At 65.5% G+C, this 24,941-nt stretch carries 28 protein-coding genes and 1 tRNA gene; 16 read left to right on the forward strand and 13 right to left on the reverse strand.

From position 1 onward, the window contains the following. Window positions 1-33: 33 nt before the first annotated feature. From AC07NK_RS01430 to AC07NK_RS01445, 4 genes are all read left to right on the forward strand, one after another. Window positions 34-654 carry an FMN-binding negative transcriptional regulator gene (locus tag AC07NK_RS01430; RefSeq protein ID WP_495168786.1) on the forward strand — a complete coding sequence of 207 codons (621 nt, stop codon included), beginning with the start codon at window positions 34-36 and terminating at the stop codon, window positions 652-654. Between the two features lie 310 nt (window positions 655-964). Next, on the forward strand, window positions 965-1,834 hold the full coding sequence (gene thiD, locus AC07NK_RS01435; protein ID WP_495168787.1) for a bifunctional hydroxymethylpyrimidine kinase/phosphomethylpyrimidine kinase: 870 nt from the start codon (window positions 965-967) through the stop codon (window positions 1,832-1,834). Beyond that, window positions 1,827-2,450 carry a ribonuclease HII gene (gene rnhB / locus AC07NK_RS01440; RefSeq protein ID WP_495168788.1) on the forward strand — a complete coding sequence of 208 codons (624 nt, stop codon included), beginning with the start codon at window positions 1,827-1,829 and terminating at the stop codon, window positions 2,448-2,450. The genes thiD and rnhB overlap by 8 nt, the downstream gene beginning before the upstream one ends. Before the next feature lie 13 nt (window positions 2,451-2,463). Further along, a complete protein-coding gene (locus AC07NK_RS01445; protein ID WP_495168789.1) occupies window positions 2,464-2,898 on the forward strand; it encodes a VOC family protein in 435 nt (144 codons plus the stop codon). 120 nt (window positions 2,899-3,018) lie between these two features. Here the strand turns inward: AC07NK_RS01445 and AC07NK_RS01450 are convergent, their stop codons facing one another. Next, window positions 3,019-4,614 (reverse strand): isocitrate lyase, encoded by a 1,596-nt coding sequence (locus AC07NK_RS01450; RefSeq protein WP_495168790.1) that lies wholly within the window; start codon window positions 4,612-4,614, stop codon window positions 3,019-3,021. A 343-nt stretch (window positions 4,615-4,957) separates the two neighbouring features. Here AC07NK_RS01450 and AC07NK_RS01455 point away from each other — a divergent pair, with 343 nt between their 5' ends. Further along, a complete protein-coding gene (locus AC07NK_RS01455) occupies window positions 4,958-6,100 on the forward strand; it encodes a site-specific DNA-methyltransferase (protein WP_495168791.1) in 1,143 nt (380 codons plus the stop codon). Window positions 6,101-6,236: 136 nt separating this feature from the next. Then, window positions 6,237-7,325: a dihydropteroate synthase gene (gene folP, locus AC07NK_RS01460; RefSeq protein WP_495168792.1), complete on the forward strand. Its 1,089-nt coding sequence runs from the start codon at window positions 6,237-6,239 to the stop codon at window positions 7,323-7,325. On the opposite strand, the gene AC07NK_RS01465 is transcribed toward folP, so the two are convergent. After that, on the reverse strand, window positions 7,322-7,864 hold the full coding sequence (locus AC07NK_RS01465) for a hypothetical protein (RefSeq protein ID WP_495168793.1): 543 nt from the start codon (window positions 7,862-7,864) through the stop codon (window positions 7,322-7,324). The two genes, folP and AC07NK_RS01465, sit on opposite strands and share 4 nt — an antisense overlap. A gap of 111 nt (window positions 7,865-7,975) precedes the next feature. Here AC07NK_RS01465 and AC07NK_RS01470 point away from each other — a divergent pair, with 111 nt between their 5' ends. Next, window positions 7,976-8,527, forward strand: a complete 552-nt coding sequence (locus AC07NK_RS01470) for a cytochrome b (RefSeq protein WP_495168794.1) — start codon at window positions 7,976-7,978, stop codon at window positions 8,525-8,527. A gap of 45 nt (window positions 8,528-8,572) precedes the next feature. On the opposite strand, the gene AC07NK_RS01475 is transcribed toward AC07NK_RS01470, so the two are convergent. Then, window positions 8,573-10,003, reverse strand: a complete 1,431-nt coding sequence (locus AC07NK_RS01475) for a sigma-54-dependent transcriptional regulator (RefSeq protein WP_495168795.1) — start codon at window positions 10,001-10,003, stop codon at window positions 8,573-8,575. 87 nt (window positions 10,004-10,090) lie between these two features. Between AC07NK_RS01475 and AC07NK_RS01480 the strand changes: the two genes are divergently transcribed. The 7 genes from AC07NK_RS01480 (at window position 10,091) to AC07NK_RS01510 (ending at window position 15,482) form a co-directional block, all read left to right on the forward strand. After that, the gene (locus AC07NK_RS01480; RefSeq protein ID WP_495168796.1) at window positions 10,091-10,279 is read left to right on the forward strand and encodes an aa3-type cytochrome c oxidase subunit IV; all 189 of its coding nucleotides are present in this window, start codon (window positions 10,091-10,093) and stop codon (window positions 10,277-10,279) included. 1 nt (window position 10,280) lies between these two features. After that, window positions 10,281-11,402: an NAD(P) transhydrogenase subunit alpha gene (locus AC07NK_RS01485; protein WP_495168797.1), complete on the forward strand. Its 1,122-nt coding sequence runs from the start codon at window positions 10,281-10,283 to the stop codon at window positions 11,400-11,402. After that, window positions 11,402-11,770, forward strand: a complete 369-nt coding sequence (locus AC07NK_RS01490) for a hypothetical protein (RefSeq protein WP_495168798.1) — start codon at window positions 11,402-11,404, stop codon at window positions 11,768-11,770. The genes AC07NK_RS01485 and AC07NK_RS01490 overlap by 1 nt, the downstream gene beginning before the upstream one ends. Before the next feature lie 5 nt (window positions 11,771-11,775). Next, the gene (locus AC07NK_RS01495; RefSeq protein ID WP_300497114.1) at window positions 11,776-12,054 is read left to right on the forward strand and encodes an NAD(P) transhydrogenase subunit alpha part 2; all 279 of its coding nucleotides are present in this window, start codon (window positions 11,776-11,778) and stop codon (window positions 12,052-12,054) included. 4 nt (window positions 12,055-12,058) lie between these two features. Beyond that, window positions 12,059-13,492, forward strand: coding sequence for an NAD(P)(+) transhydrogenase (Re/Si-specific) subunit beta (locus AC07NK_RS01500; RefSeq protein WP_495168799.1), 1,434 nt, complete (start codon window positions 12,059-12,061; stop codon window positions 13,490-13,492). A gap of 37 nt (window positions 13,493-13,529) precedes the next feature. After that, the gene (locus tag AC07NK_RS01505) at window positions 13,530-14,426 is read left to right on the forward strand and encodes a hypothetical protein (protein WP_495168800.1); all 897 of its coding nucleotides are present in this window, start codon (window positions 13,530-13,532) and stop codon (window positions 14,424-14,426) included. Between the two features lie 132 nt (window positions 14,427-14,558). Further along, window positions 14,559-15,482 carry a hypothetical protein gene (locus tag AC07NK_RS01510; protein ID WP_495168801.1) on the forward strand — a complete coding sequence of 308 codons (924 nt, stop codon included), beginning with the start codon at window positions 14,559-14,561 and terminating at the stop codon, window positions 15,480-15,482. 28 nt (window positions 15,483-15,510) lie between these two features. On the opposite strand, the gene AC07NK_RS01515 is transcribed toward AC07NK_RS01510, so the two are convergent. The 3 genes from AC07NK_RS01515 to folK all read right to left on the reverse strand — a co-directional run bounded on the left by AC07NK_RS01515 (window position 15,511) and on the right by folK (window position 16,728). Beyond that, window positions 15,511-15,586, reverse strand: a tRNA-Lys gene (locus AC07NK_RS01515). A 43-nt stretch (window positions 15,587-15,629) separates the two neighbouring features. Continuing rightward, entirely contained in the window at window positions 15,630-16,244 is a 615-nt protein-coding gene (locus tag AC07NK_RS01520) for a M23 family metallopeptidase (protein WP_495168802.1), read from the reverse strand. Window positions 16,245-16,254: 10 nt separating this feature from the next. Continuing rightward, a complete protein-coding gene (gene folK, locus AC07NK_RS01525; RefSeq protein ID WP_495168803.1) occupies window positions 16,255-16,728 on the reverse strand; it encodes a 2-amino-4-hydroxy-6-hydroxymethyldihydropteridine diphosphokinase in 474 nt (157 codons plus the stop codon). A gap of 23 nt (window positions 16,729-16,751) precedes the next feature. Here folK and AC07NK_RS01530 point away from each other — a divergent pair, with 23 nt between their 5' ends. After that, window positions 16,752-17,408, forward strand: a complete 657-nt coding sequence (locus tag AC07NK_RS01530) for a uracil-DNA glycosylase (protein ID WP_495168804.1) — start codon at window positions 16,752-16,754, stop codon at window positions 17,406-17,408. Window positions 17,409-17,681: 273 nt separating this feature from the next. On the opposite strand, the gene aguB is transcribed toward AC07NK_RS01530, so the two are convergent. Next, window positions 17,682-18,536 (reverse strand): N-carbamoylputrescine amidase, encoded by an 855-nt coding sequence (aguB, locus tag AC07NK_RS01535; RefSeq protein WP_495168805.1) that lies wholly within the window; start codon window positions 18,534-18,536, stop codon window positions 17,682-17,684. A gap of 89 nt (window positions 18,537-18,625) precedes the next feature. Between aguB and AC07NK_RS01540 the strand changes: the two genes are divergently transcribed. Continuing rightward, entirely contained in the window at window positions 18,626-19,219 is a 594-nt protein-coding gene (locus tag AC07NK_RS01540) for a hypothetical protein (RefSeq protein ID WP_495168806.1), read from the forward strand. A 54-nt stretch (window positions 19,220-19,273) separates the two neighbouring features. Here AC07NK_RS01540 and AC07NK_RS01545 read toward each other — a convergent pair whose 3' ends face one another. From AC07NK_RS01545 to nrdR, 6 genes are all read right to left on the reverse strand, one after another. Next, the gene (locus AC07NK_RS01545; RefSeq protein ID WP_495168807.1) at window positions 19,274-19,936 is read right to left on the reverse strand and encodes an FABP family protein; all 663 of its coding nucleotides are present in this window, start codon (window positions 19,934-19,936) and stop codon (window positions 19,274-19,276) included. Window positions 19,937-20,129: 193 nt separating this feature from the next. Beyond that, window positions 20,130-21,095, reverse strand: a complete 966-nt coding sequence (locus AC07NK_RS01550) for an agmatine deiminase family protein (RefSeq protein WP_495168808.1) — start codon at window positions 21,093-21,095, stop codon at window positions 20,130-20,132. 6 nt (window positions 21,096-21,101) lie between these two features. After that, a complete protein-coding gene (locus AC07NK_RS01555; RefSeq protein WP_495168809.1) occupies window positions 21,102-22,748 on the reverse strand; it encodes a M28 family metallopeptidase in 1,647 nt (548 codons plus the stop codon). 127 nt (window positions 22,749-22,875) lie between these two features. Beyond that, entirely contained in the window at window positions 22,876-23,490 is a 615-nt protein-coding gene (gene rpsD / locus AC07NK_RS01560; RefSeq protein ID WP_447727493.1) for a 30S ribosomal protein S4, read from the reverse strand. A gap of 160 nt (window positions 23,491-23,650) precedes the next feature. Continuing rightward, window positions 23,651-24,376 carry an RNA methyltransferase gene (locus AC07NK_RS01565; protein ID WP_495168810.1) on the reverse strand — a complete coding sequence of 242 codons (726 nt, stop codon included), beginning with the start codon at window positions 24,374-24,376 and terminating at the stop codon, window positions 23,651-23,653. Beyond that, window positions 24,373-24,849 (reverse strand): transcriptional regulator NrdR, encoded by a 477-nt coding sequence (gene nrdR, locus AC07NK_RS01570; protein WP_495168811.1) that lies wholly within the window; start codon window positions 24,847-24,849, stop codon window positions 24,373-24,375. The genes AC07NK_RS01565 and nrdR overlap by 4 nt, the downstream gene beginning before the upstream one ends. Window positions 24,850-24,941 lie beyond the last annotated feature (92 nt).

The following is a 24,941-nucleotide window of genomic DNA, read 5'->3' on the forward strand; positions in this document are numbered from 1 at the left end:
AGCGCCCGCATTCCATCCCTGCGAGGACACGCCATGTACCGTCCGCCCGCCTTTCGCGAGGATCGTCCCGCGCCTCTCCACGCCACGATCCGCGCGCACCCGCTGGCGACATTGGTCACGCATGGCCCGTCCGGTCTCACCGCCAATCTCGTGCCGTTCATGCTCGTGCCCGGCGAGGACGGCCGCGACCTGCTCCGCGCCCATCTGGCCAGGGCCAACCCCCAGCTCGCGGACCTGCGCGCGGGCGGCGAGGCGCTGGTGATCTTCCAGGGTCCGCAGGCCTATGTGACCCCATCCTGGTATCCGTCCAAGCACGAACATGGGAAGGCCGTGCCGACCTGGAACTATATCCTCGTTCAGGCGCACGGACGGCCCCGGGTGATCGAGGATGCGGTGTGGCTCCGCGCGCAGATCGACGCACTGACCACGCTTCAGGAGGCTGACCGCGACGCGCCCTGGGCGGTCGCCGACGCCCCGGCCGACTATATCACCGCCCAGCTCAAGGGCATTGCCGGCGTCGAGATCGCGATCGAGCGGATCGAGGGGAAGTGGAAGACCAGCCAGAACCAGCCCGCCGCCAACCATGCGGGCGTCGTCGCCGGATTGCGCGACCAGGACCCGGCCTCGCCGATGGCCGCTGCAATGGCGCGCTAGCAGGCCGCCCCATTGGCGCGTCACGCATGTGGAACTTTCCTACTGCCCGCTGCCTGTGCAATGGCGACGGCATGCGCATCGCCGTTCTCCTTCCAACCCGTTTCCCGCGTGCGTGTCGCGAAGCTGGCGCGCGAGCGTCGCCTGTCCGTCGCGTCGGTGGCGCGCTGGTGGCGCGCGGATGTCGCGTCACTGACGCCGCCACGGCGCGTGCCCGTCGTCTTGCTGTCGCGTCGTGGTCGCGAACCGGTCGCGTCGCAGTCGCTTCGGCAAGAAAACCGCGCGAATCTGTCAACTTTGTCGGCAGCGCACCATGATCCCCCGCATCCTCATCATCGCCGGTTCTGACTCGGGCGGCGGCGCGGGCATTCAGGCGGATATCAAGACCGTCACGATGCTCGGCGGCCACGCGATGACCGCGATCACCGCGATCACCGCGCAGAACACGCTGGGCGTCACCGCCGTCCACCCGATCCCGGTCGACATGGTGCTGGCCCAGATCGACGCAGTCGTCTCCGACATCGGCGTCGATGCGGTGAAGATCGGCATGATCGGCTCGGCCGAAATCGCCCATGCCGTCGCCGGTCGGCTCGAAGCGCTGTCGGGCGTGCCCGTGGTGTTCGACCCGGTGATGATCGCCACCAGTGGCTCGATCCTTGCCGACGATGCGACGATCGCCGCGTTCGAACGGCTGATGCGCCGCGCCACGGTCGTGACACCGAACGTGCCGGAACTCGGCGTGCTCATCGGTCGTGACGTTGCCAGCGAAATCGAAGGCAGGATCGCAGCGGAAGACCTTGCAGACGATTTCGGTTGTGCCGTGCTGGCAAAGGGTGGGCACCGTCCACCGAGCGCAACCGCGCAGACTCTCGCAATGCCCGGGGGCATTGCCACAACCGATCTGCTGACTGACTGGCTGATCATCCCTCCCGGGGAATGCCATAGCTGGTCCGCCCATTGGATTGACTCAAGACACACCCACGGAACCGGATGTACCCTAGCCAGCGGCATCGCGACCGGGCTTGGCCAGGGACAAACCCTGCCTGAAGCCACCGGGCGCGCGCATCGTTTCGTTCAGGCTGCGCTGCGCGCTGCGCCGGGCTTGGGCCAGGGGCATGGCCCGATCGGGCATACCCTCGGCAAGTCTCCGTTCGACGCGTTCACCGAGGCCCCCGATGCCTGATCTCGTCTACGAGACCCGCCACGGCATCCGCGGCCCCGTCGCCGGGGTGGATGAGGCCGGGCGCGGCCCGCTCGCCGGCCCGGTGGTCGCCGCCGCCGTGATCCTCGATCCCGCCTGTATCCCCCCCGGCATTGACGATTCCAAGGCGCTCACCGCCGCCAAACGCACGGCGCTGCACGACGCCATTCTCGGTTGCGCGCGCGTCGGCATCGGCATCTGCACCGTCGAGGAGATTGACCGGCTCAACATCTTCTGGGCAACGATGCTGGCGATGACCCGCGCGGTCGCCGCGCTCGACCTGCGCCCCGGCTTCGTCCTCGTCGACGGCAACCGCTGCCCCGACTGGGAGCACGCCTCCGAGGCGGTGGTCGGCGGCGATGCGCGTTGCCTGTCGATCGCCGCCGCCTCGATCATCGCCAAGCACCATCGCGACGCCATGATGATCGAGCTCGACGCCCTCCACCCCGGCTATGGCTGGGCGAGCAACAAGGGTTATGGCGCCAGGGTCCACCAGCAGGCGCTGCGCACGCTCGGCCCGACCCCGCACCACCGCCGCAGCTTCGCGCCGGTTGCGCAGGCGGAACTCGACTTCGGCCCGGCGGTTGCCTCCCGGTAAGAGGAGAGAACCGATGGAAACCCAGCAGCTCCACCGCGGCCGGCTGATCGATCACATCCAGCTCGTCGTCGCCGATCTCGACGCGTGCCGCCGCTTCTACACGGCGATCTTCGACACGCTCGGCATCCCGATCGCGGGAAGCGGCGAGAATTTCTTCTGGGCGGACGAGCTGTTCATCTCGACCGCCGACAGCGAGGCGGCGATGGGCAAGCTCACCGGCTACCACCACCTCGCCTTCCAGGCCGCCGATCGGGCGATGGTCGATGCCTTCCACGAAACCGGCCTCGCCGCCGGCGGCACCGACAATGGCGCCCCGGGCGAGCGCCCCTATCACCCCGGCTATTACGGCGCCTTTCTGCTCGATCCGGCGGGCAATAATATCGAGGCGGTCTATCACGGCCCGGCGCGCAAGAGTGCGGACTCGGTGCTGGTCGAGTTCGAGATGTGAAGGAAAAGGTCCGCCGCCACGCAAGGGCGTGACGACGGACCTCCTTTCCTCCCCAGGAAACTTGTTCGTTTGCTCGAGTGCGCCTGGTGCCGCTATCCGGCGATAGCCGGATCCAGCAACCTACGCCGCGAACTGGTTCATCGTGTTGTGGGCACCGCCGGCCTTGAGCGCCGCCTCGCCCGCGAAATACTCCTTGTGATCGTCGCCGATGTCCGAGCCGCTCATATTCTGGTGCTTGACGCACGCGATCCCCTGCCGGATCTCCTCGCGCTGCACGCCCTTGACGTAACCGAGCATCGCCTCGTCGCCGAAATAGGCCTTGGCAAGATTGTCGGTGCTCAGCGCCGCGGTGTGATAGGTCGGCAGCGTGATCAGGTGATGGAAGATGCCGGCGCGCGCCGCAGCATCGCGCTGGAACGTCCGGATCTTCTCGTCCGCCTCGCTCGCCAGATCGGTGCCGTCATAATCGACGCTCATCAGCCGCGCCCGGTCATAGGCCGAAACGTCCCTGCCCGCTTCGCCCCAGGCATCGAACACCTGCTGGCGGAAGTTGAGCGTCCAGTTGAAGCTTGGGCTGTTGTTATAGACCAGCTTGGCGTTCGGGATCACCTCGCGGATGCGGTCGACCATCGACGCGATCTGCTCGATATGCGGCTTCTCGGTTTCGATCCACAACAGGTCGGCGCCGTTCTGCAGACTGGTGATGCAGTCGAGCACGCAGCGGTCCGCCCCGGTCCCCTCGCGGAACTGGAACAGGTTCGATGGCAGGCGCTTGGGCCGCATCAGCTTGCCGTCGCGCTCGATCACGACGTCGCCGCGCAGGGTCGACGGGTCGGTCACCTCCTCGCAATCGAGATAGGCGTTATACTGATCGCCCAGATCGCCCTTCTCCTTGGAATAGGCGATCTGCTTGGTCAGCCCGGCACCCAGCGAATCGGTGCGCGTGACGATGATCCCGTCATCGACGCCCATCTCGAGGAAGGCGTAGCGGCACGCGCGGACCTTCGCGAGGAAGTCCTCGTGCGGCACGGTGACCTTGCCGTCCTGGTGTCCGCACTGCTTCTCGTCGCTGACCTGATTTTCGATCTGCAGCGCGCAGGCGCCGGCCTCGATCATCTTCTTGGCGAGCAGATAGGTCGCCTCGGCATTGCCGAAGCCCGCGTCGATATCGGCGACGATCGGCACGACGTGCGTCTCGAAATTGTCGATCGAATTCTGGATACGCGCCGCCTCGACTTCGTTGCCGGCGTCGCGCGCGGCGTCGAGATCACGGAACATCATGCCCAGTTCGCGCGCATCGGCCTGCTTGAGGAAGGTATACAGCTCCTCGATCAGCGCCGGGACGCTGGTCTTCTCGTGCATCGACTGGTCGGGCAGCGGCCCGAAATCGCTGCGCAGCGCCGCGACCATCCAGCCGGAGAGGTAGAGATACCGCCCCTTGGTGGTGCCGAAATGCTTCTTGATCGAGATCAGCTTCTGCTGCGCGATGAAGCCATGCCAGCAGCCGAGCGACTGGGTGTAGGCCGCCGGGTCGGCGTCGTACGCCGCCATGTCGCGGCGCATGATCGCGGCCGTGTACTTGGCGATGTCGAGGCCGGTCTTGAACCGGTTCTGCAACCGCATCCGCGCAACCGATTCAGCATCGATGCCGTTCCAGCGGCCATTCTCGGCGGCGATGGGCGCGTTGGCGCGGGCGATTTCGTCTTGATAGGTCATTGGCCACCTCGTTCGATTTGAGGTGCGTCTATTCATCTTTACACACCCGATGCCTGCAAAACCGCCGCATCACGAGGTGAAGGGGTCGCCCGACATCGCAAAATCGATGTGCGTTTGTAAATTCATGACAAAACTCGCTACTCAATTCGGCGCAAATTGAGTCTTCCCCGCCACACCCCATCCCTAGCGCCTGTGGATAACTTCCAGACTCAACATCTGGTCCAGTCTCGGAATGTTCCGCCAAGTTAACGGAATCGAAAGGATTTTCGTTAACTAATGTTCGCTTGACGGAGTCCGTCCTTTCATGGCGTTTCGCCCCCTCAACAGGGGTATGGAGTAGTTAATGGGGGTCATCGAAAAGGTCGCGCCAGCGCGCCAGGGGACAGAGGTCCGCACCCGCAGCTGGGTCGATGTCCTGCCACTCGACACGATCATCCAGCAGGATTGTATCGAAGCGATGCGCGCGCTCCCCGCCGCGTCGATCGACATGATCTTCGCCGATCCGCCCTATAATCTGCAGCTCGGCGGCGACCTGAACCGCCCCGACGGCAGCTTCGTCGACGCCGTCACCGACGATTGGGACAAGTTCGATTCGCTGAATGCCTATGACGCGTTCACCCGCGCCTGGCTGGCCGAGGCGCGCCGCATCCTCAAGCCCAACGGTACGATCTGGGTGATCGGCAGCTACCACAATATCTTCAAGGTCGGCTCGGCGATCCAGGATCTCGGTTTCTGGATCCTCAACGACATCATCTGGCGCAAGGCCAACCCGATGCCCAATTTCAAGGGCACGCGCTTCACCAACGCGCATGAGACGCTGATCTGGGCGTCGATGGGCGAGAAGTCGAAATACACCTTCAACTACCGCAGCATGAAGACGCTCAACGACGAGCTTCAGATGCGCAGCGACTGGGAATTCCCGATCTGCGGCGGGCAGGAGCGGCTCAAGAAGAACGGCGTCAAGGTTCATCCGACCCAGAAGCCCGAGGCGCTGCTCTACCGCGTGATGCTCGCCTGCACCAAGCCGGGCGACGTCATCCTCGATCCCTTCTTCGGCACCGGCACCACCGGCGCGGTGGCCAAGCGCCTGCGCCGTCACTGGATCGGCATCGATCGCGAGGGCACCTATATCGAAGCGGCGCAGGAGCGCATCGCGGCGGCGCTGCCGCTCGACGAGAGCGCGGTCACTACGATGATGGCGCCGCGTCAGGCACCCCGCGTTGCCTTCGGCACGCTGATCGAGACCGGCTATCTCACCCCGGGCACGGTGCTGTGCGACACCAAGCGCCGCTGGCGGGCGGTGGTGAAGGCCGATGGCTCGCTGCTCACCGATTGCGGCACTGCGGGATCGATCCACAAGGTCGGCGCGACGCTGCAGGACGCGCCGTCGTGCAACGGCTGGACCTTCTGGCACTATGAAGCCGAGAACGGCCTCAAGCCCATCGACGCGCTGCGCCAGACCTATCTGCTCGCGACCCAGCCGTAAGGCACAACGAACGTTTTCCTACATCGCGTGATTTTGCGATGATCCGTCCTGTCGTCATATCGGCGACCACGCTCCCAGATGCGCCTCGCGCGTGTGGGAGTGTGACTTTTGGGACTTTTGGAGCGCGATCACGCGAATGACGTTCACCTTGCCCGCACAGGCGCAACTCTATCTGCGCCCGGTTCAGTTTGCCGATTCACCGATCGAGCGCGACGGTGAAGTCGCGCGGCTGGCGGGCGGACTTGTCTGGTTCTCGGCCTGGGAGCTGATCGCGGTCGAGAACGGGAAGCGCATCCTCCAGCGCACCGTGTCCATCAGCGACCTGCCCGCCGACGAACGGCTTCAGGCGCTCGCCGCGCGCATCACCGCGCCGCGCGCACCGCTGACGCTCGGCGCGCGCACGCTCCGCTTCGACCAGCCGCAGGTCATGGGCATCCTCAACGCGACCCCCGACAGCTTCTCGGATGGCGGCAAGCACGCCGACGACGCCGAAGCCGCGGCCGCGGCGGGTGTGGACATGGCGGCGGAAGGCGCAGCGCTGATCGATATCGGCGGCGAATCGACCCGGCCGGGCGCGCAGGAAGTATGGGAGGGCGACGAGATCAAGCGCGTCGTTCCGGTCATCGAACGGCTCGTGCGCAGCGGAACGCTCGTCTCAGCCGATACGCGCAAGGCCGGCGTGATGGAGGCTGCGCTCGCCGCCGGCGCGCATATCGTCAACGACGTGTCGGCCTTGTTGTGGGACGATCGTGCGCTCGAAGTCGTCCTGCGTGCGCAATGCCCGGTGGTGCTGATGCATGCCGGCGATCCCAAACAGGGCGCGGACGGCGGCGCTGGCTATGGCGACCCCTTGATCGAAGTCTATGACTGGCTGGCGGCGCGGATCGACGCGGTCGTGGCGGCGGGCGTCGATCGTTCGCGCATCATCGCCGATCCCGGCATCGGCTTCGGCAAGACGCTCGCGCACAACCTCGCCTTGCTTAACGGCCTCGCGCTGTTCCACGGGCTCGGCGTGCCGCTGTTGCTCGGGGCCAGCCGCAAGCGGATCATCGGCGCACTGTCGAATGAAGCCCCCGCCGACCAGCGGCTCGGCGGCTCGCTCGCGCTGGCGCTCAAGGGCGCGGATCTCGGCGCACAATTGCTGCGCGTCCACGACGTGCCGGAAACGGTGCAGGCGCTGCGCGTCTGGCGCGGAATGCGTGACGCCGCGCTGATCGGGCGCTAGCCCAGCGGGTCGGGCCTTGTGCGCTGCTCGACATAGGTGCGCTGGACCGCGAACGGGCTCACCCGCGCCTCGCGGAACCGGTCGCGGCGGCGGTCGGCCTCAGCACCGATCTTCTCGAGGCTCTCGACCAGATCCTCGAGGTTGCGGCGGCGCTCGGCCCCGGTCGCGTCGCGGCATTCGTTGCGGCACGCCGCGACCAGATCGGGCACGCGGCGGCGCACGACATTGGCCCAGTCGACCGCATCGGCGGCGAGCGGCTCGGCATCGGCGATCGCGATCAGCCGCGCGCAGCTGGTGCGCGCCGCCGCGATGCGGCTGACGGCCCAGTCGGCTTCACCGGCGGCAGCCGCCCAGGCGGCTTCGAGCGGATCGGCAGGCCGCGCCTGCTTCATGCGCTTGAGCTTGGCACCGGCAAGGCGCTGGCGGAGTTTGCGTGCGCCAAAGAAGAGCACGAAGCCCGCCGCAGCCACCGCGAACAGGGTGACCGCGACGAAAGCCAGCGCCGCCAGCGCGACGATCACGAGCAAGAATCGAAGCATCGTCCCAGTATATGGGAAGCGGCATGGTTTTCGCCAGATATCGCGTGCCGGCACCGGAACAATCCGCCGCTTCGTGCGATTGACGACAATCAGGTCGTCAGGAGAGGAGCCATGCGCGAAGCCTATGACCGTTATTCGAACGTATCGATCCTGATCCACTGGACCGTCGCGGTGCTGGTGGTCGCCAACCTCGTCATCGCTATCACCATGCCGAACGATCGCGATCTGTTTGGCTGGTACAAGTCGATCAACATCGCGGTGCTGTTGCTCACCATCGTGTGGATCGGTTGGCGCGTCGCCCATCCCTGGCCGCGCTTCCCCGACAGCGTACCCAATTGGGAGCGCGTCTTTGCCCGCACCGTCTATGTCGGCTTCTATCTGATGCTGCTCGCGGTACCGCTGCTCGGCTGGGCGGCGATGTCGGCAGGAGGCGGCACTGGCGAGATTTTCGGCAGCATCCCGTGGTTCGACCTTCCGGTCGGCAAATCCCCCGAATTGCGGGAATGGCTGGCCGGAATGCAGGAGATCGCCGTCTATGCCCTGCTCGTGCTGATCGTCATCCACATCTGCGGAGCGCTAAAGCACCAGTTCTTCGACGAGGACGTGGTCTTTCACCGCATGCTCCCAAGCCTGCGGCAAAGCCATATGGACGACGAGATCTAAGGGGTTCCACCGCGGCACTGGCACATGCCGGCGCCGCCACTGGCATCACGCCGCGTTCTGGTCGATCCCCAGTTCGCCGAGCTTGCGGTAGAGCGTCGAGCGGCCGATGCCGAGACGGCGTGCCACCTCGGTCATCCGCCCGCGATAATGGCCGATGGCGAGCCGGATCACGTCCGCCTCGATCTCGTCGAGCGCGCGCAGATTGCCGTCCGCCCGAAACAGTGTGATCCCGGCTCCTGATGCAGCGCCGCCATGCGCCGTTCCGCCCGGCGCAGGCCGCCCTTCGGAAAGCTGGGCGATCTGCGGGAAATCGGCACGGGTAAGCGCATCGCCGTCGCACAGCACCGCAGCACGGAACAGCGCGTTCTGGAGCTGGCGGACATTACCCGGCCAGTCATAGCTTGAGAGCAACGCGATCGCGTCGTCGGTGATCCCCAGTGGCCTGAGGCCCGGCTGCTCGGCGATCCGCGCCAGCAAATGCCTGGCGAGCGGTGCCACGTCCCCGGCACGCTCGCGCAGAGGCGGGATCGTCACCTGCACCACGTTGAGACGGTAATAGAGATCCTCGCGGAAGCGGCCTTCCTCAACCTCGGTCAGCAACGTCTTGTTGGTCGCCGCAATCACGCGGACATCGACTTCGCTGACATGCCGCGCGCCGATCGGATGCACCTCACCCGATTGCAGCACCCGCAGTAATTTGACCTGCGCCTCGAGCGGCATCTCACCGATCTCGTCGAGCAGGATCGTGCCGCCCTCGGCTTCCTGGAAGCGACCGATTTTGCGCTCGAAGGCGCCCGTGAACGCGCCCTTCTCGTGCCCGAACAGCTCGGATTCGACGAGGTTGGCAGGGATTGCTCCGCAATTCACCCGGACGATCGGCTTGGCATGGCGCGGTGACGCGGCGTGGATCGCCTCCGCCACGACTTCCTTGCCCACGCCACTTTCGCCCTCGATCAGCACGGGGACGCGCGCGCGCGCTGCCTTGGCCGCAATCGCGAGCGCCGCGCGGAACTGGGGGGCGCTGCCGACGATCTCGTCGAATGCCAGATGCGCACTCAGTTTTTCTGTCAGCGGGCGCAGTTCACCCGAAACCTTTGCGCCGACTGCAGTGTCGAGCGCAGCCAGCAGCCGCTCGGGCGCCAGGGGTTTGACCAGAAAATCGGTAGCGCCAGCGCGCATCGCGTTAACCGCAGCGGCGACCGATCCGTTCGCGGTGAGCAGCAGAATCGGGAGCATCGGCCGATTGGCACGCAATTCGGCGATCAGCCCCGCCGCATCGAAATCGGGCGCCCAGTGGTCGAGCACGATCGCGTCGAGCGCCATCCCGTCGGGCGTGCCAAGCGTCGCCAGTGCAGTCTCACCGTCGCCCGCGGACACCGTCCGCCAGCCGCGGCGCGCAGCAATTGCCGTCACCAGCCGCCGCTGGGCCGGTTCGTCGTCGATCAGCATCAGGAGGCGCTGGCCGTTGCGCGTCATCCAATTGTCCCTGTTGTCCCTAAATCGGTCACTCGGGATAACGGCATTGGGTAAAGACCCGCTTAAGCCTGCCCAAGTCCGGGGGGCTTGAGGGGCAGGGGCACCGCGTCTAATGAAGCTGTCGATAACGCGTCAGAGGGGAAGCTACGCATGGCACAGAGCGCCGACATGAAGGCCCATGAGAACACCTATGGCGGGTTCATGCGGATGATGAAGATCGGTACTGTCATCACCGTCATTCTCGCCGCAATCGTCATCTGGTTGATCGCTTCCTGACGTGAAGATCGCGGTCCTCAAGGAGACCGCCGCTGGTGAGCGGCGTGTCTCTGCGACGCCGGAAACGGTCAAGAAGTTCGTCTCGCTCGGGGCCGAAGTGGCCGTCGAACGCGGGGCGGGTGACACCGCTTCCCTTGATGACAACGCCTTTTCCGCCGTTGGCGCAAAGATTGGATCACGGGCCGACGTGCTCGCGGATGCCGATATCGTGCTCGGCGTGGCGGGACCGGATCCGGCGAGCCTCGCCGGCATCAAGCCCGGCGCCTGGCTGGCCGCGGGCCTCAATCCATTTGGCGAACGCGCCCGCGTCGACGCCTATGCAGCGCTGGGAATCGAGGCGCTGGCGATGGAGTTCATGCCGCGCATCACCCGCGCGCAGTCGATGGACATCCTGTCCTCGCAGTCGAACTTGTCCGGCTACAAGGCGGTGCTCGACGCGGCGGGCGAATATGGCCGTGCCTTTCCGATGATGATGACCGCGGCGGGCACCATTTCGGCCGCCAAGGTGTTCGTGATGGGCGTCGGTGTCGCCGGGCTTCAGGCGATCGCCACCGCCCGCCGCCTCGGCGCGCAAGTCTCGGCGACCGACGTACGCTCGGCGACCAGGGAGCAGATCCTATCGCTCGGCGCCAAGCCGATCTTTGTCGAGACCGTCGCAGGGATCGAGGGCGAGGGCTCGGGCGGTTATGCCACCGAGATGAGCGACGACTACAAGGCCGCGCAGGCCGAGCTCGTCTCTGCGCATATCGCCAAACAGGACATCGTCATCACCACCGCGCTGATCCCGGGGCGCCCTGCCCCGCGCCTGATCAGCGACGCGCAGATCGCGTCGATGCGACCGGGTAGCGTCATCGTCGATCTCGCGGTCGAAAGCGGCGGCAATGTCGAGGGCTCAGTCGCGGGCGAGGTGGTCGAGAAGCATGGGGTGAAGATCGTCGGGCACAGGAATGTGCCCTCGCGCCTCGCTTCGGACGCCTCGGCGCTGTTCGCACGCAACCTCTACAACTTCCTGTCGGCCTTCTGGGACAAGGAAGCCGGCAAGCCGGTGCTCGACGAAGAGATCGGCGACGCGATCCGGTTGACCCGTGACGGCAAGGTGGTGAACGAGAGGCTGCTCGGGTGATGGCCTTCGGCCTGTTGGCCGCGGTCGCGCTTCAGGGTGGTTGGGATCAACGCCTTCTGCCTTTGGCTGAAGCGCGAATACCGGGCTCGCTGCGGCACGAGATGTTTCTGTGCGGCGCGATTGACCTGATGGATCGCCAGAGCGAACTGGTGGCTCGATTCGACCGGGTCAAACAACGAATCCGCACCGCCAAGGGCAATGTGGACCTGAACCGCCTCATGCCGCCGTCAACGGTCATCGTGGACCCCAGCGGGCGCGCGAAATGCCTGACACGAACTGAAATCACGCGAAGGCTGGATCAAGGCGAATCAGCAATCGCAAAGCTCGAACGGTCATTCCCGCCGCGCACGCCTAGGAAAAGGAATTAGGGGCGATGGACTTCATCTCGATCCTGTCGATCTTCGTACTGGCGTGCTTCGTCGGCTATTATGTCGTGTGGTCGGTCACGCCGGCGCTGCACACGCCGCTGATGGCCGTCACCAACGCCATTTCCTCGGTCATCATCGTCGGTGCGCTGATCGCTTCGGCCGCGGCCGGGAGCGAAACCGCAAAGTGGCTGGGGCTGATCGCGGTCGCGCTGGCCAGCGTGAACATCTTCGGCGGTTTCGCCGTCACCGAGCGCATGCTCGCCATGTACAAGAAGAAGGGCTGAGCCGATGCATGAGGCTGCTCCCGTCAACCCCTGGGTTGCGCTCGCCTATCTGATCGCAGGCGTCTGTTTCATCGTCGCGTTGCGTGGGCTGTCCTCGCCCGCGACCAGCCGCCGCGGCAATCGCTTCGGCATGGCCGGCATGCTGATCGCTGTGGTGACGACGCTGGTCACGCACGAGATCGCGTCATTGCCCGAGATCCTCGGCGCAATCGCCATCGGCGGCGGCTTTGGCTGGATCGTCGCACGTAAGATCAAAATGACCGATATGCCGCAGCTGGTCGCGGGCTTTCACAGCCTTGTCGGCCTCGCTGCCGTGCTGGTCGGGGTCGCGGCCTATCTCAACCCGCAGGCATTCGGGATCGTGTTTCCCGAAACCTCGAAGTTCGCCGGGCTGATCCTGCCGGTCAGCCGCATCGAACTGGGCCTGGGCGTCGCGATCGGCGCGATCACCTTCTCCGGCTCGGTCATCGCCTTCCTCAAGCTCAACGGCAATATGGGCGGCAAGCCGATCATGCTGCCGGGGCGGCATGTCATCAACCTCGGCACGCTGGCCGCGATCCTCGGCCTGATCGCCTTTTACACGATCGAGCTTCAGGCACCGGTGTGGGTGTTCTGGACGGTGCTGGCGCTGTCCTTCCTGATCGGCTTCCTGTTGATCATCCCGATCGGCGGCGCGGACATGCCGGTCGTGGTTTCGATGCTCAACAGCTATTCGGGCTGGGCGGCGGCGGCGATGGGCTTCACGCTCGGCAACACCGCAATGATCATCACCGGTGCACTGGTCGGCAGCTCGGGCGCGATCCTGAGCTACATCATGTGCCGCGCGATGAACCGCAGCTTCATCAGTGTGATCGCGGGCGGCTTTGGCGGCGACAGCGGCGGCGGTGCGGCTGCTGCGGCAACCGATCGTCCGTGGAAGCGCGGATCCGCCGAAGACGCGGCCTTCCTGATGCAGCAGGCCGAGCAGGTCATTATCGTCCCCGGCTACGGCATGGCGGTGGCGCAGGCGCAGCATGTGTTGCGTGAGATGGGCGACAAGCTGAAAGAGCATGGCGTCCGCGTGAAATATGCGATCCACCCGGTCGCGGGCCGTATGCCCGGCCACATGAACGTGCTGCTGGCTGAAGCCAATGTCCCGTACGACGAGGTGTTCGAGCTGGAGGACATCAACAGCGAGTTCGCCCAGACCGACGTCGCCTTCATCATCGGCGCCAACGACGTGGTCAACCCGGCGGCAAAGACCGACAAGTCCTCGCCCATTTACGGTATGCCCGTGTTCGACGTGAACAAGGCCAAGACCGTGCTGTTCATCAAGCGCAGCATGGGCGGTGTCGGCTATGCGGGGGTGGACAACGACGTCTTCTATCAGGACAACACGATGATGCTGCTGGCCGACGCCAAGAAGATGGTCGAGGAAATCGTCAAGTCCCTCGACTGAACTAAGCGTTGCGGCGGCCACATTTGGGGGCTGGGCAATGATCAGTGTCGGACGAATCCTGGAAGGCGCGTTCGGCGTCTTTCGCGAGCATTTCACTGCGGTCGCGATCTGGGGCGGCATCTATCTCGCCTGCAACCTGGCGATGGTGCTTGCGATGCAGCCCCTGTTCGGCGTGGCGACCGACCCCGCGCTCGCCCAGGATCCGGCGGCGACCTTCAATGCGATGGGGCCAGTATGGCTGCTCGCCTTCCTCCTCGGGATTGTCGGCGTCGTTCTCTACACTGCGTCAATGCGTTCAGTGCTCCGGCCTGAGGCGGGCGGCATCGCGTTCCTGCGGCTCGGCATGGACGAGCTCCGCACATTCGGTCTGGTGGTGCTGTTCACGATTGCCGGCTTCGTATTGGCTTTCGGCGCAAGCCTTGTCGTCGGCCTCTTCATCGGGGTTGTTGCCGACGGCAGCGAATCGGTGGCACTTATTGCGATCCTTTCCCTGATCGTGGGCCTGATCGTATTCGGCGCCGTGATCTTTCTCGTTGTGCGTTTCTCGCTCGCCTTCCCGCTGACCCTGCATCGCGGCGCATTCGCGATCGGCGAAGCATGGCGGCTAAGCCGCGGCCATTTCTGGAAGCTGTTCGGCGCTGCGCTGGTCGTCTCTGTCATCGGCTTTGTGCTGTCGATGGCGGTCAACCTCGCCGCGATGGGCGGCTATTTCACAGATCTCATGTCGGCAGCCGGTGATCCGGAAGCGACGACACTGGTCCTCGAGCGCCAGGCCGCGGCTGCCGGCAGTCTCAACACGTTAATGATCCTGCAATCGATCGGCGGCTCGATCATCGCTGCGATCTGGCTTGCACTGAGCGGCGGCAGCGTGGCCAGTGCTGCACGACTGCTCATCGACGATGAGTTCGACGATGCCGAAGGCGTGTTCGGGTGACTTGCCGCTTGCGTTCTTGATCCGTTCCGGAGATAGTTCATCCGAAACGGATTGGGAACGGAGGCATTTTTGCTTACGTCTGAGCCACGAACCGGTGAAACATCCGCAATGCAATGCAAAGCGGAGGTTTTAATGCCTGAGACGGTCGTCCCTGCTCCTCTCTCGCCGACGACTGATGCTGGGGCGCTTGTCGTCGCCACGCCGGACCGGCTCACGACACTCCAGACTCTGGTCGAAGCATCGGGCGCTCGCCTGCTCGGCGCGGTGACGCCCGAACATGCCGCGGCGCGGCTCGCGAATCAGATCAGCCTCGATGTGCTGCTGTTCGACACTGTCGGGCTGTCCGATGCCGAGGCGGCGGATAGCGCGGCTGCGATCGCCGGGTCGATCGGCGAGCGCGATTGCCGGACGGTGGTGCTGCTCGACACCGCTACGATCGATGCCGTTGCGGGACCGATGCTTGCGGCGAACGCTGTGTTGCTGTGCAACGCCAGCCCTGCTGAACAGGCCGCAGCCCTGACCAATGCGCTGACCCCCGGAACGACGCGGCTGCACGATGCCGCCCGTGAGCGGGAAGCCGAGCGGCTGCGGCTGCTCAACGAGGAGGTTGCCCGGCTCGCCGAAGTGCTGAGCCAGCTCACCGCCGCACCACCCACGGGTCTCCGCGACCGCACCCCCGGTTATCGCGGCGAGCCCGTCGCCGAACCCGATCCCGATCCGCGTGCCATCCGCGCCACGATCCGTGCCCGGCGGCTGCGCGACCAGCATTTCGCGTCGGAGCTGTTCGCCGACCCCGCCTGGGACATGCTGCTCGATCTCTATGCCGCTCGGCTCGAGGGGCGCCGCGTGTCGGTTTCCAGCCTGTGTATCGCCGCGTCGGTGCCGCCGACGACAGCGCTGCGCTGGATCGGGACGATGCACGATGCTCAGCTCTTCGGCCGCGAGCCGGATCCGACCGACAAGCGCCGCGCCCATATCACGCTGACCGATCGGGCTGCGGCGGCGATGCGCGGCTATTTTGGAGCTGCGGGGCGTGCCGGGCTGGTTCCTGCCTGACCTCGCGATGGGTCGGGTACGCCTCAAGTGGTGGGCTCGTCGGGGCTCGAACCCGAGACCTACAGATTAAAAGTCCGTTGCTCTACCAACTGAGCTACGAGCCCGCACTTGAGGGTGGTGTGCCCCTAAGGGCGTGATCCCGCGCGGTCAACCGGCACAGCGCCTTGCAACATGCACCTCGTCCTTGTTGATCGTCCCCTTGATGTCACAGAAGCGCGGTTCGCGGTTACGCTTGCCGCCTTCATTGTCGGTCAGGAAGCCGCCCGCATCGACCGGTTTCGCCGGATCGGGCGCCGCCACCTCGAAATGGAGGTGGTTCAGCATCGAGCAGCCGACATCGCCCTCGATCCCGAGCAGCTGCCCGGCGCGCACCTGCTGGCCAACCTTGAGCTTTGCCGTGCCGGTCGCCGAGCCCCTGGCGACGTGCGAATAGCCCGTCCACTCGCCATTGGGATGCGCGATCCAGACGAAATTGTTGCGGCATTCGCTCGCCGGACGGCCGGTCTGGCGCTCGCCATAGCTGTCCTGGATCGCCATCACCCGCCCCGCGGCCGCTGCGACGATGCGATAGGGCTTCGGACCGCCAACGGCGAACAGGTCGATCCGCGCGCGTGGCCGGTGGGTACGGGTGTCATCGAACACTTTCACCTGCGTCGCTTCGCCATAGGGCAGACGGTAGATGCCCGTACTCGGCTGTGGCGGCGGCGGCGCCTCGGCAGCCTGAAACGCAGCCAGCACAAGCGGCAACAACATCATCGGCATCATTTTCTCCCTACCCGTTCGTATGCGCGGCGAGTTGGCGGACCGTACGGCCAGTGACCGGGTCGCGCCAGTCCGGCACGATCGCGTTCAGGGGCGCCAGCACGAAACCGCGGCGGCGGAATTGCGGGTGCGGGACGATAAGGCCGGGGCTGGCCCATGCGCCGCCGGACCACAGGATGATGTCGAGATCGATCACCCGGCTGTCCCAGCGCCGCCCGCGCCGGCGGCCAAAAGCACGCTCGATTTGCTTGAGACGCGCGAGCAGCGCCGGCGGCATCTCGTCGCTTTCGATCAGCGCGGCGGCATTGGCGAAGCGGCGGCGCGCCGGCCCGAGCGGAGCGGTGGCGATGATCGGCGATACCTTCACCACCCCGCCGATCGCTGCCAGCGCGGCGCGCAGCTCGGCCTCAGGCGCGCCGTGGCGGCCGCGGCGGTTGGAGCCGAGAGCAACGACATAGAGCGGTGCCGGGGTTGAGCTTGTCACGCTGCACGGCCTATCGCTGACGCATGATCCCGCCAAGCCCGCTTCCCGATACCGAACCCCCACATGACTGCCCGCGCTGTCCGCGGCTGGTGGGGTTGCGCGAAGACCTGCGCAGTGAACATCCCGATTGGTGGAACGCGCCGGTGCCCGCCTTCGGCGATCCGAACGCGTGGCTGGGCATCATCGGCCTTGCCCCAGGCAAGCATGGTGCCAACCGGACGGGGCGGCCCTTTACCGGCGATTTCGCGGGCGACCTGATGTTCGCGACGCTGAGCAAATTCGGACTTACCGAAGGGACGTATGAATCGCGGGCCGATGACGGGCTGCAGCTCAAGGGCGCGATCATCATCAATTCGGTCAAATGCCTGCCGCCCGAAAACAAACCGACGCCCGAGGAAGCCCGGACCTGCCGCCCCTTTGCCGATGCACAGGCCAATGCGATCCCCGCCCGCATCTTCATCGCGCTGGGCCAGATCGCGCACCAGAGCGCGGTCAAGATCCTGGGCGGCAAGCTGCCCAAATGCCGCTTCGCGCATCTGGCCGAGCACCGGGTGCCCGACGGGCGGGTGCTGATCGATAGCTATCACTGCTCGCGCTACAACCAGAATACCGGGCGGCTGACGGCGGGGATGTTCGAGGCGGTGTTCGAACGGGCGCTGGCACTGCGCGGGACGGTCTGAAGCGCGACGCGAACGCTGGAAAGTCCCAAAAGTCACACTCCTACGCGTGCGCGAGGGATTGAGGCCGTCGACACGGGTGCTGATATCGGTGGTGGCGGGGCTATTTCGTTCCATCGACAAGGATGGAGCAAATCAGTTCCAACATTTCAACCGGTCATGCTCTTGTGCCGGTGTGCGTTGAACGAAGGGCGCGAGCCGCTCCGCCAGCCCGTCGGGAACCGTGGATCCCGGCACAAGGCCGGGATGACGGGTAGTGGCATTCGGCGCTGGCGCTCAGATATCCTCGACCATTCGCTTGTACAGCTCGGGCCGGCGGTCGCGGAAGAAGCCCATGCCGGCGCGGTGTTTGCGCGCGCGGTCGAGGTCGAGCGTCGCGGTGAGGACGCCGGTCTCCTCCGCCCCGAACTCCGCGACGATGTCGCCCCATTCGTCGCAGATGAAGCTGTGGCCGTAGAAGCGCTGGTCGCCCTCGGTGCCGATGCGATTGGAAGCGATCACCGGCACGACATTGGACACGGCATGGCCGACCATCGCACGACGCCACATGCGGCTGGTGTCGAGATCGGCGTCATAGGGCTCCGAGCCGATCGCGGTGGGATAGAAGAGCAATTCCGCCCCCATCAGCATCATCGTGCGCGCGGTTTCGGGATACCATTGGTCCCAGCAGATGCCGACGCCGAGCGTCGCGTCTGCGGCCGGCCCGTCCCACACCTTGAACCCGGTGTTGCCGGGGCGGAAATAATATTTCTCCTCATAGCCCGGGCCGTCGGGGATGTGGCTCTTGCGATAGACCCCCGCGACCTTGCCGTCGGGGCCGATCATCGCGAGCGAATTGTAGAAATGCGGCCCGTCGGCCTCGAAGAAGCTGGTCGGGATGTGGATGCGCAGTTCCCCCGCGAGCGCCTGCATCGCGGTGACCGCAGGGTGGCTGGCGAGCGGCTTCGCGCTGGCGAACAGCGCCTCGTCCTCGACCCGGCAGAAATATTCGCCCTCGAACAATTCGGGCGGCAACACGACCTGCGCGCCCTTCCCTGCCGCTTCGCGCACGAGTTCGGTGACGTTGGCGATATTGCCCGCGATGTCGTTAGTGAAGGCGAGCTGGAGCGCGGCGACGGTGATCTGAGTCATGGCGCGCTATTTAGGGGAACGAGGTGCAAATGGCACGCTGCGCTGGCATTTTTTCCGGCACGGCGGCATTCCGATAGTGAGGGGGATACATGGCTGAACTTCCATTGGAATTCCGGCTGGCGTTCCGCGCCTTTCAATTCGAGGCAGGCATCGGGCGCATTCGAGCAAGCTTTCGGGCTTCGATTGAAGCGATGAAGCAGGCCGCCGATCAAGCACGCGCCGAAGAATATCGCTATCTCGGCGGCGGCGAGAATGACGACGAGTATGATGAAGACGGCGTGCTGATCCGAAGCACCCGCATCGGGCTTCAGCATGAGGCGCTACAAGCGGCAATCGCACTGAATGTGGTGCGGGAAGCGTTCATAACGAGCGCATTCCACTATTGGGAACGATCCGCACGAGCATGGACCGGGAGCGATGAACGCACCTTCGAGCGCCTTCGAAAGCGCGTCATCGCGGAAGGTATCGAGGTAAGCGACGAGCTTGAGCTCCTGAACTCGCTCAACAACCTGCTGAAGCACGACAATCCGGCCCGCGGATGCGAGGTTTTCGACAAGCGAAAGGATCTGTTCCGGTTCTCGCGCGCGCCGAGCGGCAGCTGGCAGTCGGCATTGGTGATCGCGAACGCCGATGTGGAGCACTTTATCGACGTCGTCAGCGCATCTGGCCCCCGCACGGGATGATCTCTACCGCCGTCACCCCGGCCTTGTGCCGGGGTGACGGCGGCTTTCGGTGGGTCAGCCGGACGGATGCGCGGCGCGGCGGTCGAGGATCTGCTTGAGCGGATTGGGCCGGCCCGCGGCGACGCGCTTCAGACGGTTCTGGTCGTGATGCTCAAATGGATCGGGCCGGCCATGGACCAGCAGCATGGTACGGACATCGTAGCTCCAGGCATCGTCGCCTTCGAATTCGATGTCGATGCTGTAGCTGTCGGTGCGGAAGCCATATTCGAGGAAGGCGGTCGAGCAGATGCCATAGTCGGTCTGCCCGCGCGTCGCGGTGAGCGTCAGCTTGTCGTCATCGACCCCTGCCTTGCCCGAGGCGAGCGCGACCTGGCCGCGCGGGATCGCCAGCGTCTGGAGCACCAGGCCCGTCGCCGGTTCCCACAGCCAATAGCCGACCTGCTCGTGGAAGGTGATGTCCTCTTCGCGGGTGGTGATGTGGATATGGTAGCGCAGGCCATAGAGGAGCTGCGGGCCGTTGGTCTGCGGATCGATCGCGTCGAAGGCGATGCGTTCGATGAACTCGCGCCGTTCGGGCGCATCGGCCTTGGGGTTGATGTCGATGCCCTTGTGCGCCTCCCACCGCCCCGCCAGCCGCCGCAGCGGCCCGAGATTGGCAAGCGTGTCGGGATCGACGTCGCTCGGTTCGGTGAAGATGTCGTGCGGAAAGGGATTCACGGCCGGCTCCCATTCTATGGTCCGGCGCGATCATAGGCCGGGGGAGGCGCGCGATTCCACCCTCGCCGTCACCCCAGCCTTGTGCCGGGGTCCACGGTTCGTCGAGCGACGCGGCATGAGTGTGAGGGCATCGCCGGCGGCACGGTGGATCCCGGCACAAGGCCGGGATGACGGTGGTTGGTGAGGGTGCGGGTTACTTCGGAATTTGCTGGCTGATGCAGTGGAAGCTGCCGCCGCCCGTCAGGATATGGTCGGCGCGCAGGCCGACCGTCTCGCGGCCGGGGAAGAGTGCGCCGATGACCTCGACCGCCTTGCGATCATTGGGCTGGCCATAGACCGGCACGACCACCGCGGCGTTGCCGATGTAGAAGTTCATATAGCTCGCGGGCACGACCTCATCGCCGCGGATCACGCGGCCGGGCGAGGGGATCGGAACGACCTCGACCCCGAACGCCTCTGCGCGGCGTTTGGCATCGGCATAGACCAGCCAGTTGGGATCGTTTTCCTCGGGCACGGGGATCGCGAGCCGGTTGGGGCCGACGAAGCGGGCGAGGTTGTCGACATGGCCGTCGGTATGGTCGTGGCTGAGGCCGTTGCCGAGCCACAGCACGCGATCGAAGCCGAGATCGTTGTACAGCCGCTCCTCCGCCTCGTGCTGCGAGAGCGTCGGGTTGCGGTTGCGGTTGAGCAGGCATTGTTCGGTGGTGACGACGAGGCCGGTGCCGTCCCAGTCGATCGAGCCACCCTCGAGCACCCAGTCATGCGGCTCGATCTCGATCCGGCGCTTGTCGGCGAGCAGGCGGCCGACCTCTTCATCGCCGTCATACTCATATTTGCCGCCCCAGCCGTTGAAGCGGAAGGCGTGGCCGACGCCCTTGTCGTCGAGGATGACGCCGGTGTCGCGCAGCCAGATGTCGCCGAACGGGGCGACCACGACCTTCGCCGCGTCGCCCGCGAGCAGGCGTGCGGCGGTGGCGGCTTCCTCATCCGCAGCGACGAGCAGCACCTGCTCGCCGGTGCCGCCCGCATGGACCGCACGGGCAAAAGCGGCGACCTCGGCCCGGGCGGCGTTCAGCGATTCCCACAGCTCGGGATGGCTGGGGAAGCCGATCCATACGGCCTTGTGCTTGGCCCATTCGGCTGGCGGCGTCGGCTTCATTGGTGTTTATTTCGCTCCCTGGCGTGACTTGTCGCGGGCGGCGCGGAATTCGTCGCCCTCGTTCCAGTTGGGCCAGTCGCTGCCCGTCGCGAGCATGCGGCCGACCGCGTAATAGAGTTGCAGGTCCTTCTCGACCCCGGCCCAGTTCCAGTTCGGATCATACTCGTCCTTGGGGCCGTGGTATTTGTTCTTCTCATAGTCCTGCGCCGCGGCCTTGCCCGCCGCGGTGCCGCCCTCGACGAGGTCATCGCCCGCGTCGAAATAGAGCATCGGGACGCCGTGCTTGGCGAACATGAAGTGGTCGGAACGATAGTAGAAGCCCTTCTCCGGGGTCGGCTCCCCGCTGGCGGTGCGGCCCTGCGCGGCGAGCGCGCGGTCGAGATAGGCTTCGAGCCCCGACTTGCCCTTGCCGACGACGACGACGTTCTTCGCGGGAGGCGTCAGGTTGAGCGCGTCCATATTGACGCCGCCGACCGTCTGGGCGAGCGGGAAGATCGGGTTGTCGCCATAATATTTGGAGCCGAGCAGGCCCGATTCCTCGGCGGTGACGGCGAGGAAGACGAGCGTGCGGTCGGGCGCGCCGGCCTTCACCTGCGCTTCGGCGAGCGCGACCAGCGCGGCGGTGCCGGTGGCGTTGTCGATCGCGCCGTTGCAGATGTCGTCGCCATCGGGCGCCGCTTCGCACCGGCCGAGATGGTCCCAGTGCGCGGTGTAGAGGACATATTCGTTCGGCTGCTTCTTGCCGGGGAGAATGCCGATGACGTTCTTCGACGCGTGCTTGCGGATGTCGTTGTCGAAGCTGATCGACGCCTTCACGTCGCCGAGCGCGACGGGCTTGAAGCCCTTCACCTTCGCAGCCGCGGCGAGTTTGTCGAAATCCTGCCCGCCTGAGGCGAACAGCGCCTTCGCCTTGTCGAGCTGGATCCAGCCGATCGCGGCAGACTGGTCGGCATGGCCGTTGGCGGCGTCGGCGACCTGCTGCTCGCCGGTCCAGCTCGACTGGACGACGTTCCAGCCATAGGCGGCGGGTTCGGTCTGGTGGACGATGATCGCGGCGGCGGCGCCCTGACGCGCGGCCTCCTCAAACTTATAGGTCCAGCGGCCATAATAGGTCATCGCGCGGCCGTTGAACTCGCCCTTCGCTTCCGCCGTCTGCCAGTCGGGATCGTTGACGAGGATAACGACGGTCTTCCCCTTCACGTCGACGCCGGCATAGTCGTTCCAGCCCTTTTCGGGCGCGTTGATGCCATAGCCGACGAATACGACCGGGCTGTCCTTGAGCGCGACCTTGGGCGTCACGCGATAGGTGCCGGCGACGAATTCGGGGCCGTATTTCAGGCTGATCGGCTGGGTGCCGCCGGTGAAGCTGAGCGGCGAGACGTTCTTCGCGGTAATCGCGACGAGCGGCACGTCCTGGAACCAGCTGCCGTTATTGCCGGGCTGGAGCCCCGCCTTCTGGAATTGCTGGACGAGGTAGTCGAGCGTCTTCTTCTCACCCGCCGTGCCCGGCGCGCGACCCTCGAATTCGTCGGAGGAAAGGACGCGGGTCGCCTCCTTCATCGTCTCCATCGGCATCGCGGGCAGTTCGGGCGCGGTGGACTGGCCGCCGCTGCACGCGGCAAGGCCCAGCAGGGCAAGAAGGGCGAAGCGCATCGACATCGTCTCCGGGTAATTTCGTTGCGCGACTTGTGGCAGCGGGCGGCGCGAGGGGCAAGCGGGGCGCAAACGAAAAGGGCGGCCCCGAAGGACCGCCCTTTGCTGTTTCGGCTGAGACCGGAACTTAGCGCGAATAGAATTCGACGACCAGGTTCGGTTCCATCTTCACCGGGTACGGCACCTCGTCGAGGGTCGGCACGCGGGTGAAGGTGATCTTCGACGCGCCGTCCGGGGCGACGTAATCGGGGATGTCGCGCTCGGCGAGGCTCTGTGCTTCCATCACCAGCGCCATTTCCTGCGCCTTCGAACCCAGCTCGACGGTCTCGCCCGGCTTGATGCGGCGCGAACCGATGTTGCACTTCTCGCCATTCACCTTGACGTGGCCATGGTTGACCAGCTGGCGTGCGGCGAAGATCGTCGGCGCGAACTTGGCGCGGTAGACGATCATGTCGAGGCGCATTTCGAGCAGGCCGATCAGGTTCTGACCGGTGTCGCCCTTCATCTTCGAAGCGTCTTCGTACGAGCGCTTGAACTGCTTCTCGGTGATGTCGCCGTAATAGCCCTTGAGCTTCTGCTTGGCGCGCAGCTGGATGCCGAAGTCCGACATCTTGCCCTTGCGGCGCTGACCGTGCTGACCGGGGCCATATTCGCGCTTGTTGACGGGCGACTTGGGACGACCCCAGATGTTCTCGCCCATCCGGCGATCGAGCTTGTACTTGGCGCTGGAACGCTTCGACATTTGAAATTCCTTACAATTGCTACGACGTTGACCCGGCAGTTTCCTGCCTGATCGCGTTTCCGGTATCGCCCGTGGAAACCACAGGGCCGCTGCTTCACCGGAGTGCAGGGCCGATTGCGAAGGCGCGCGGTTAGCGGCGACCCCGTTCCGAGTCAAGTTTTCAGCTCTTGGGCTGCTTCTTGCCCTGAATGGCCGAGAGCACGCCGCGCACCGTCCGCACCTCCTGTGCGGTCCAGCCGGGCTTGGTCAGAAGGTTGCGCAAGGTCAGCCGCGTCACCGCCACGCGTTCGGGCGGATAATAATAGCCGCTGTCGGCGAGCAGCATCTCGAAATGGCCGATCATCCCCTCAAGCTCGGCCTGCGGCGCGGGCAGGTCGAGATCGGTGCGCGGCGGCTGGACGAGGTCCTGCGCCTTCGACCATTCATAGGCGACCAGAATGACCGCCTGCGCGAGATTGAGCGAACCGAATTCCGGGTTGATCGGCACGGTGAGGATCGTGCGCGCCAGATTGACGTCCTCGGTCGCCAGCCCCGAACGTTCGGCGCCGAACAGGATCGCGCTGCGGCCGGGCGCGGCGTGAATTTGAGAGGCGGCCTCAGCGGGGTTGACCACGGGCTTGGTCACGCCGCGCTTGCGCACCGTGGTGGCGTAGACATGCTCGCAATCGGCGACTGCGTCTGCGACGCTTTCGAACAGACGCGCCTGCTCGAGAATGACATCCGCACCGCTTGCCGCCGGACCCGCCTTGGGGTTGGGCCAGCCATCGCGCGGGGAGACGAGGCGCATTTCGGGTAGCCCGAAATTGAGCATCGCGCGCGCCGCCTTGCCGATATTCTCGCCGAGTTGCGGGCGCACAAGGACGATGACGGGCGCTGGCGCGCTCATTCGCCGCGCGCCTTCTCGTGGCCGACTTCATTGACGCTGCTTGCGAACGCCTCGAAATCCTTCGCCTCGCGGAAGTCGCGATAGACGCTGGCGAAGCGGATATAGGCGACCGAATCGAGTCCCTTGAGCCCGGCCATCACCATCTCGCCGATGCGGGTGGAGGGAATTTCGGTGTCGCCGAGCGTCTCGAGCTGACGCTGAATGCCCGAGACGAGCTTTTCGATCTGGGTCGCATCGATCGGGCGCTTGCGGCAGGCGAGCGAGACCGAACGGATCAGCTTGTCGCGCTCGAACGGCTCGCGCTTGTCTTCCGACTTGAGCACAGTCAGCTCGCGCAGCTGGATCCGCTCGAAGGTGGTGAAGCGCGCCGCGCACGCTTCGCACTGGCGGCGACGGCGGATCGCCGCCCCATCTTCGGTGGGGCGGCTGTCCTTTACCTGGCTGGCTTCATGTCCGCAGAACGGGCAGCGCATTCTTGGTTCCTTGGCGGTGCCGGCCTACTCCCCCACCCGGCCACCCATATCATATCGTCGTTGGGTGGCCGGGTGGGGGAGTGGGCCGGCAC

The organism is Sphingomonas sp. GW821-FHT09B04 (genome assembly GCF_059418285.1).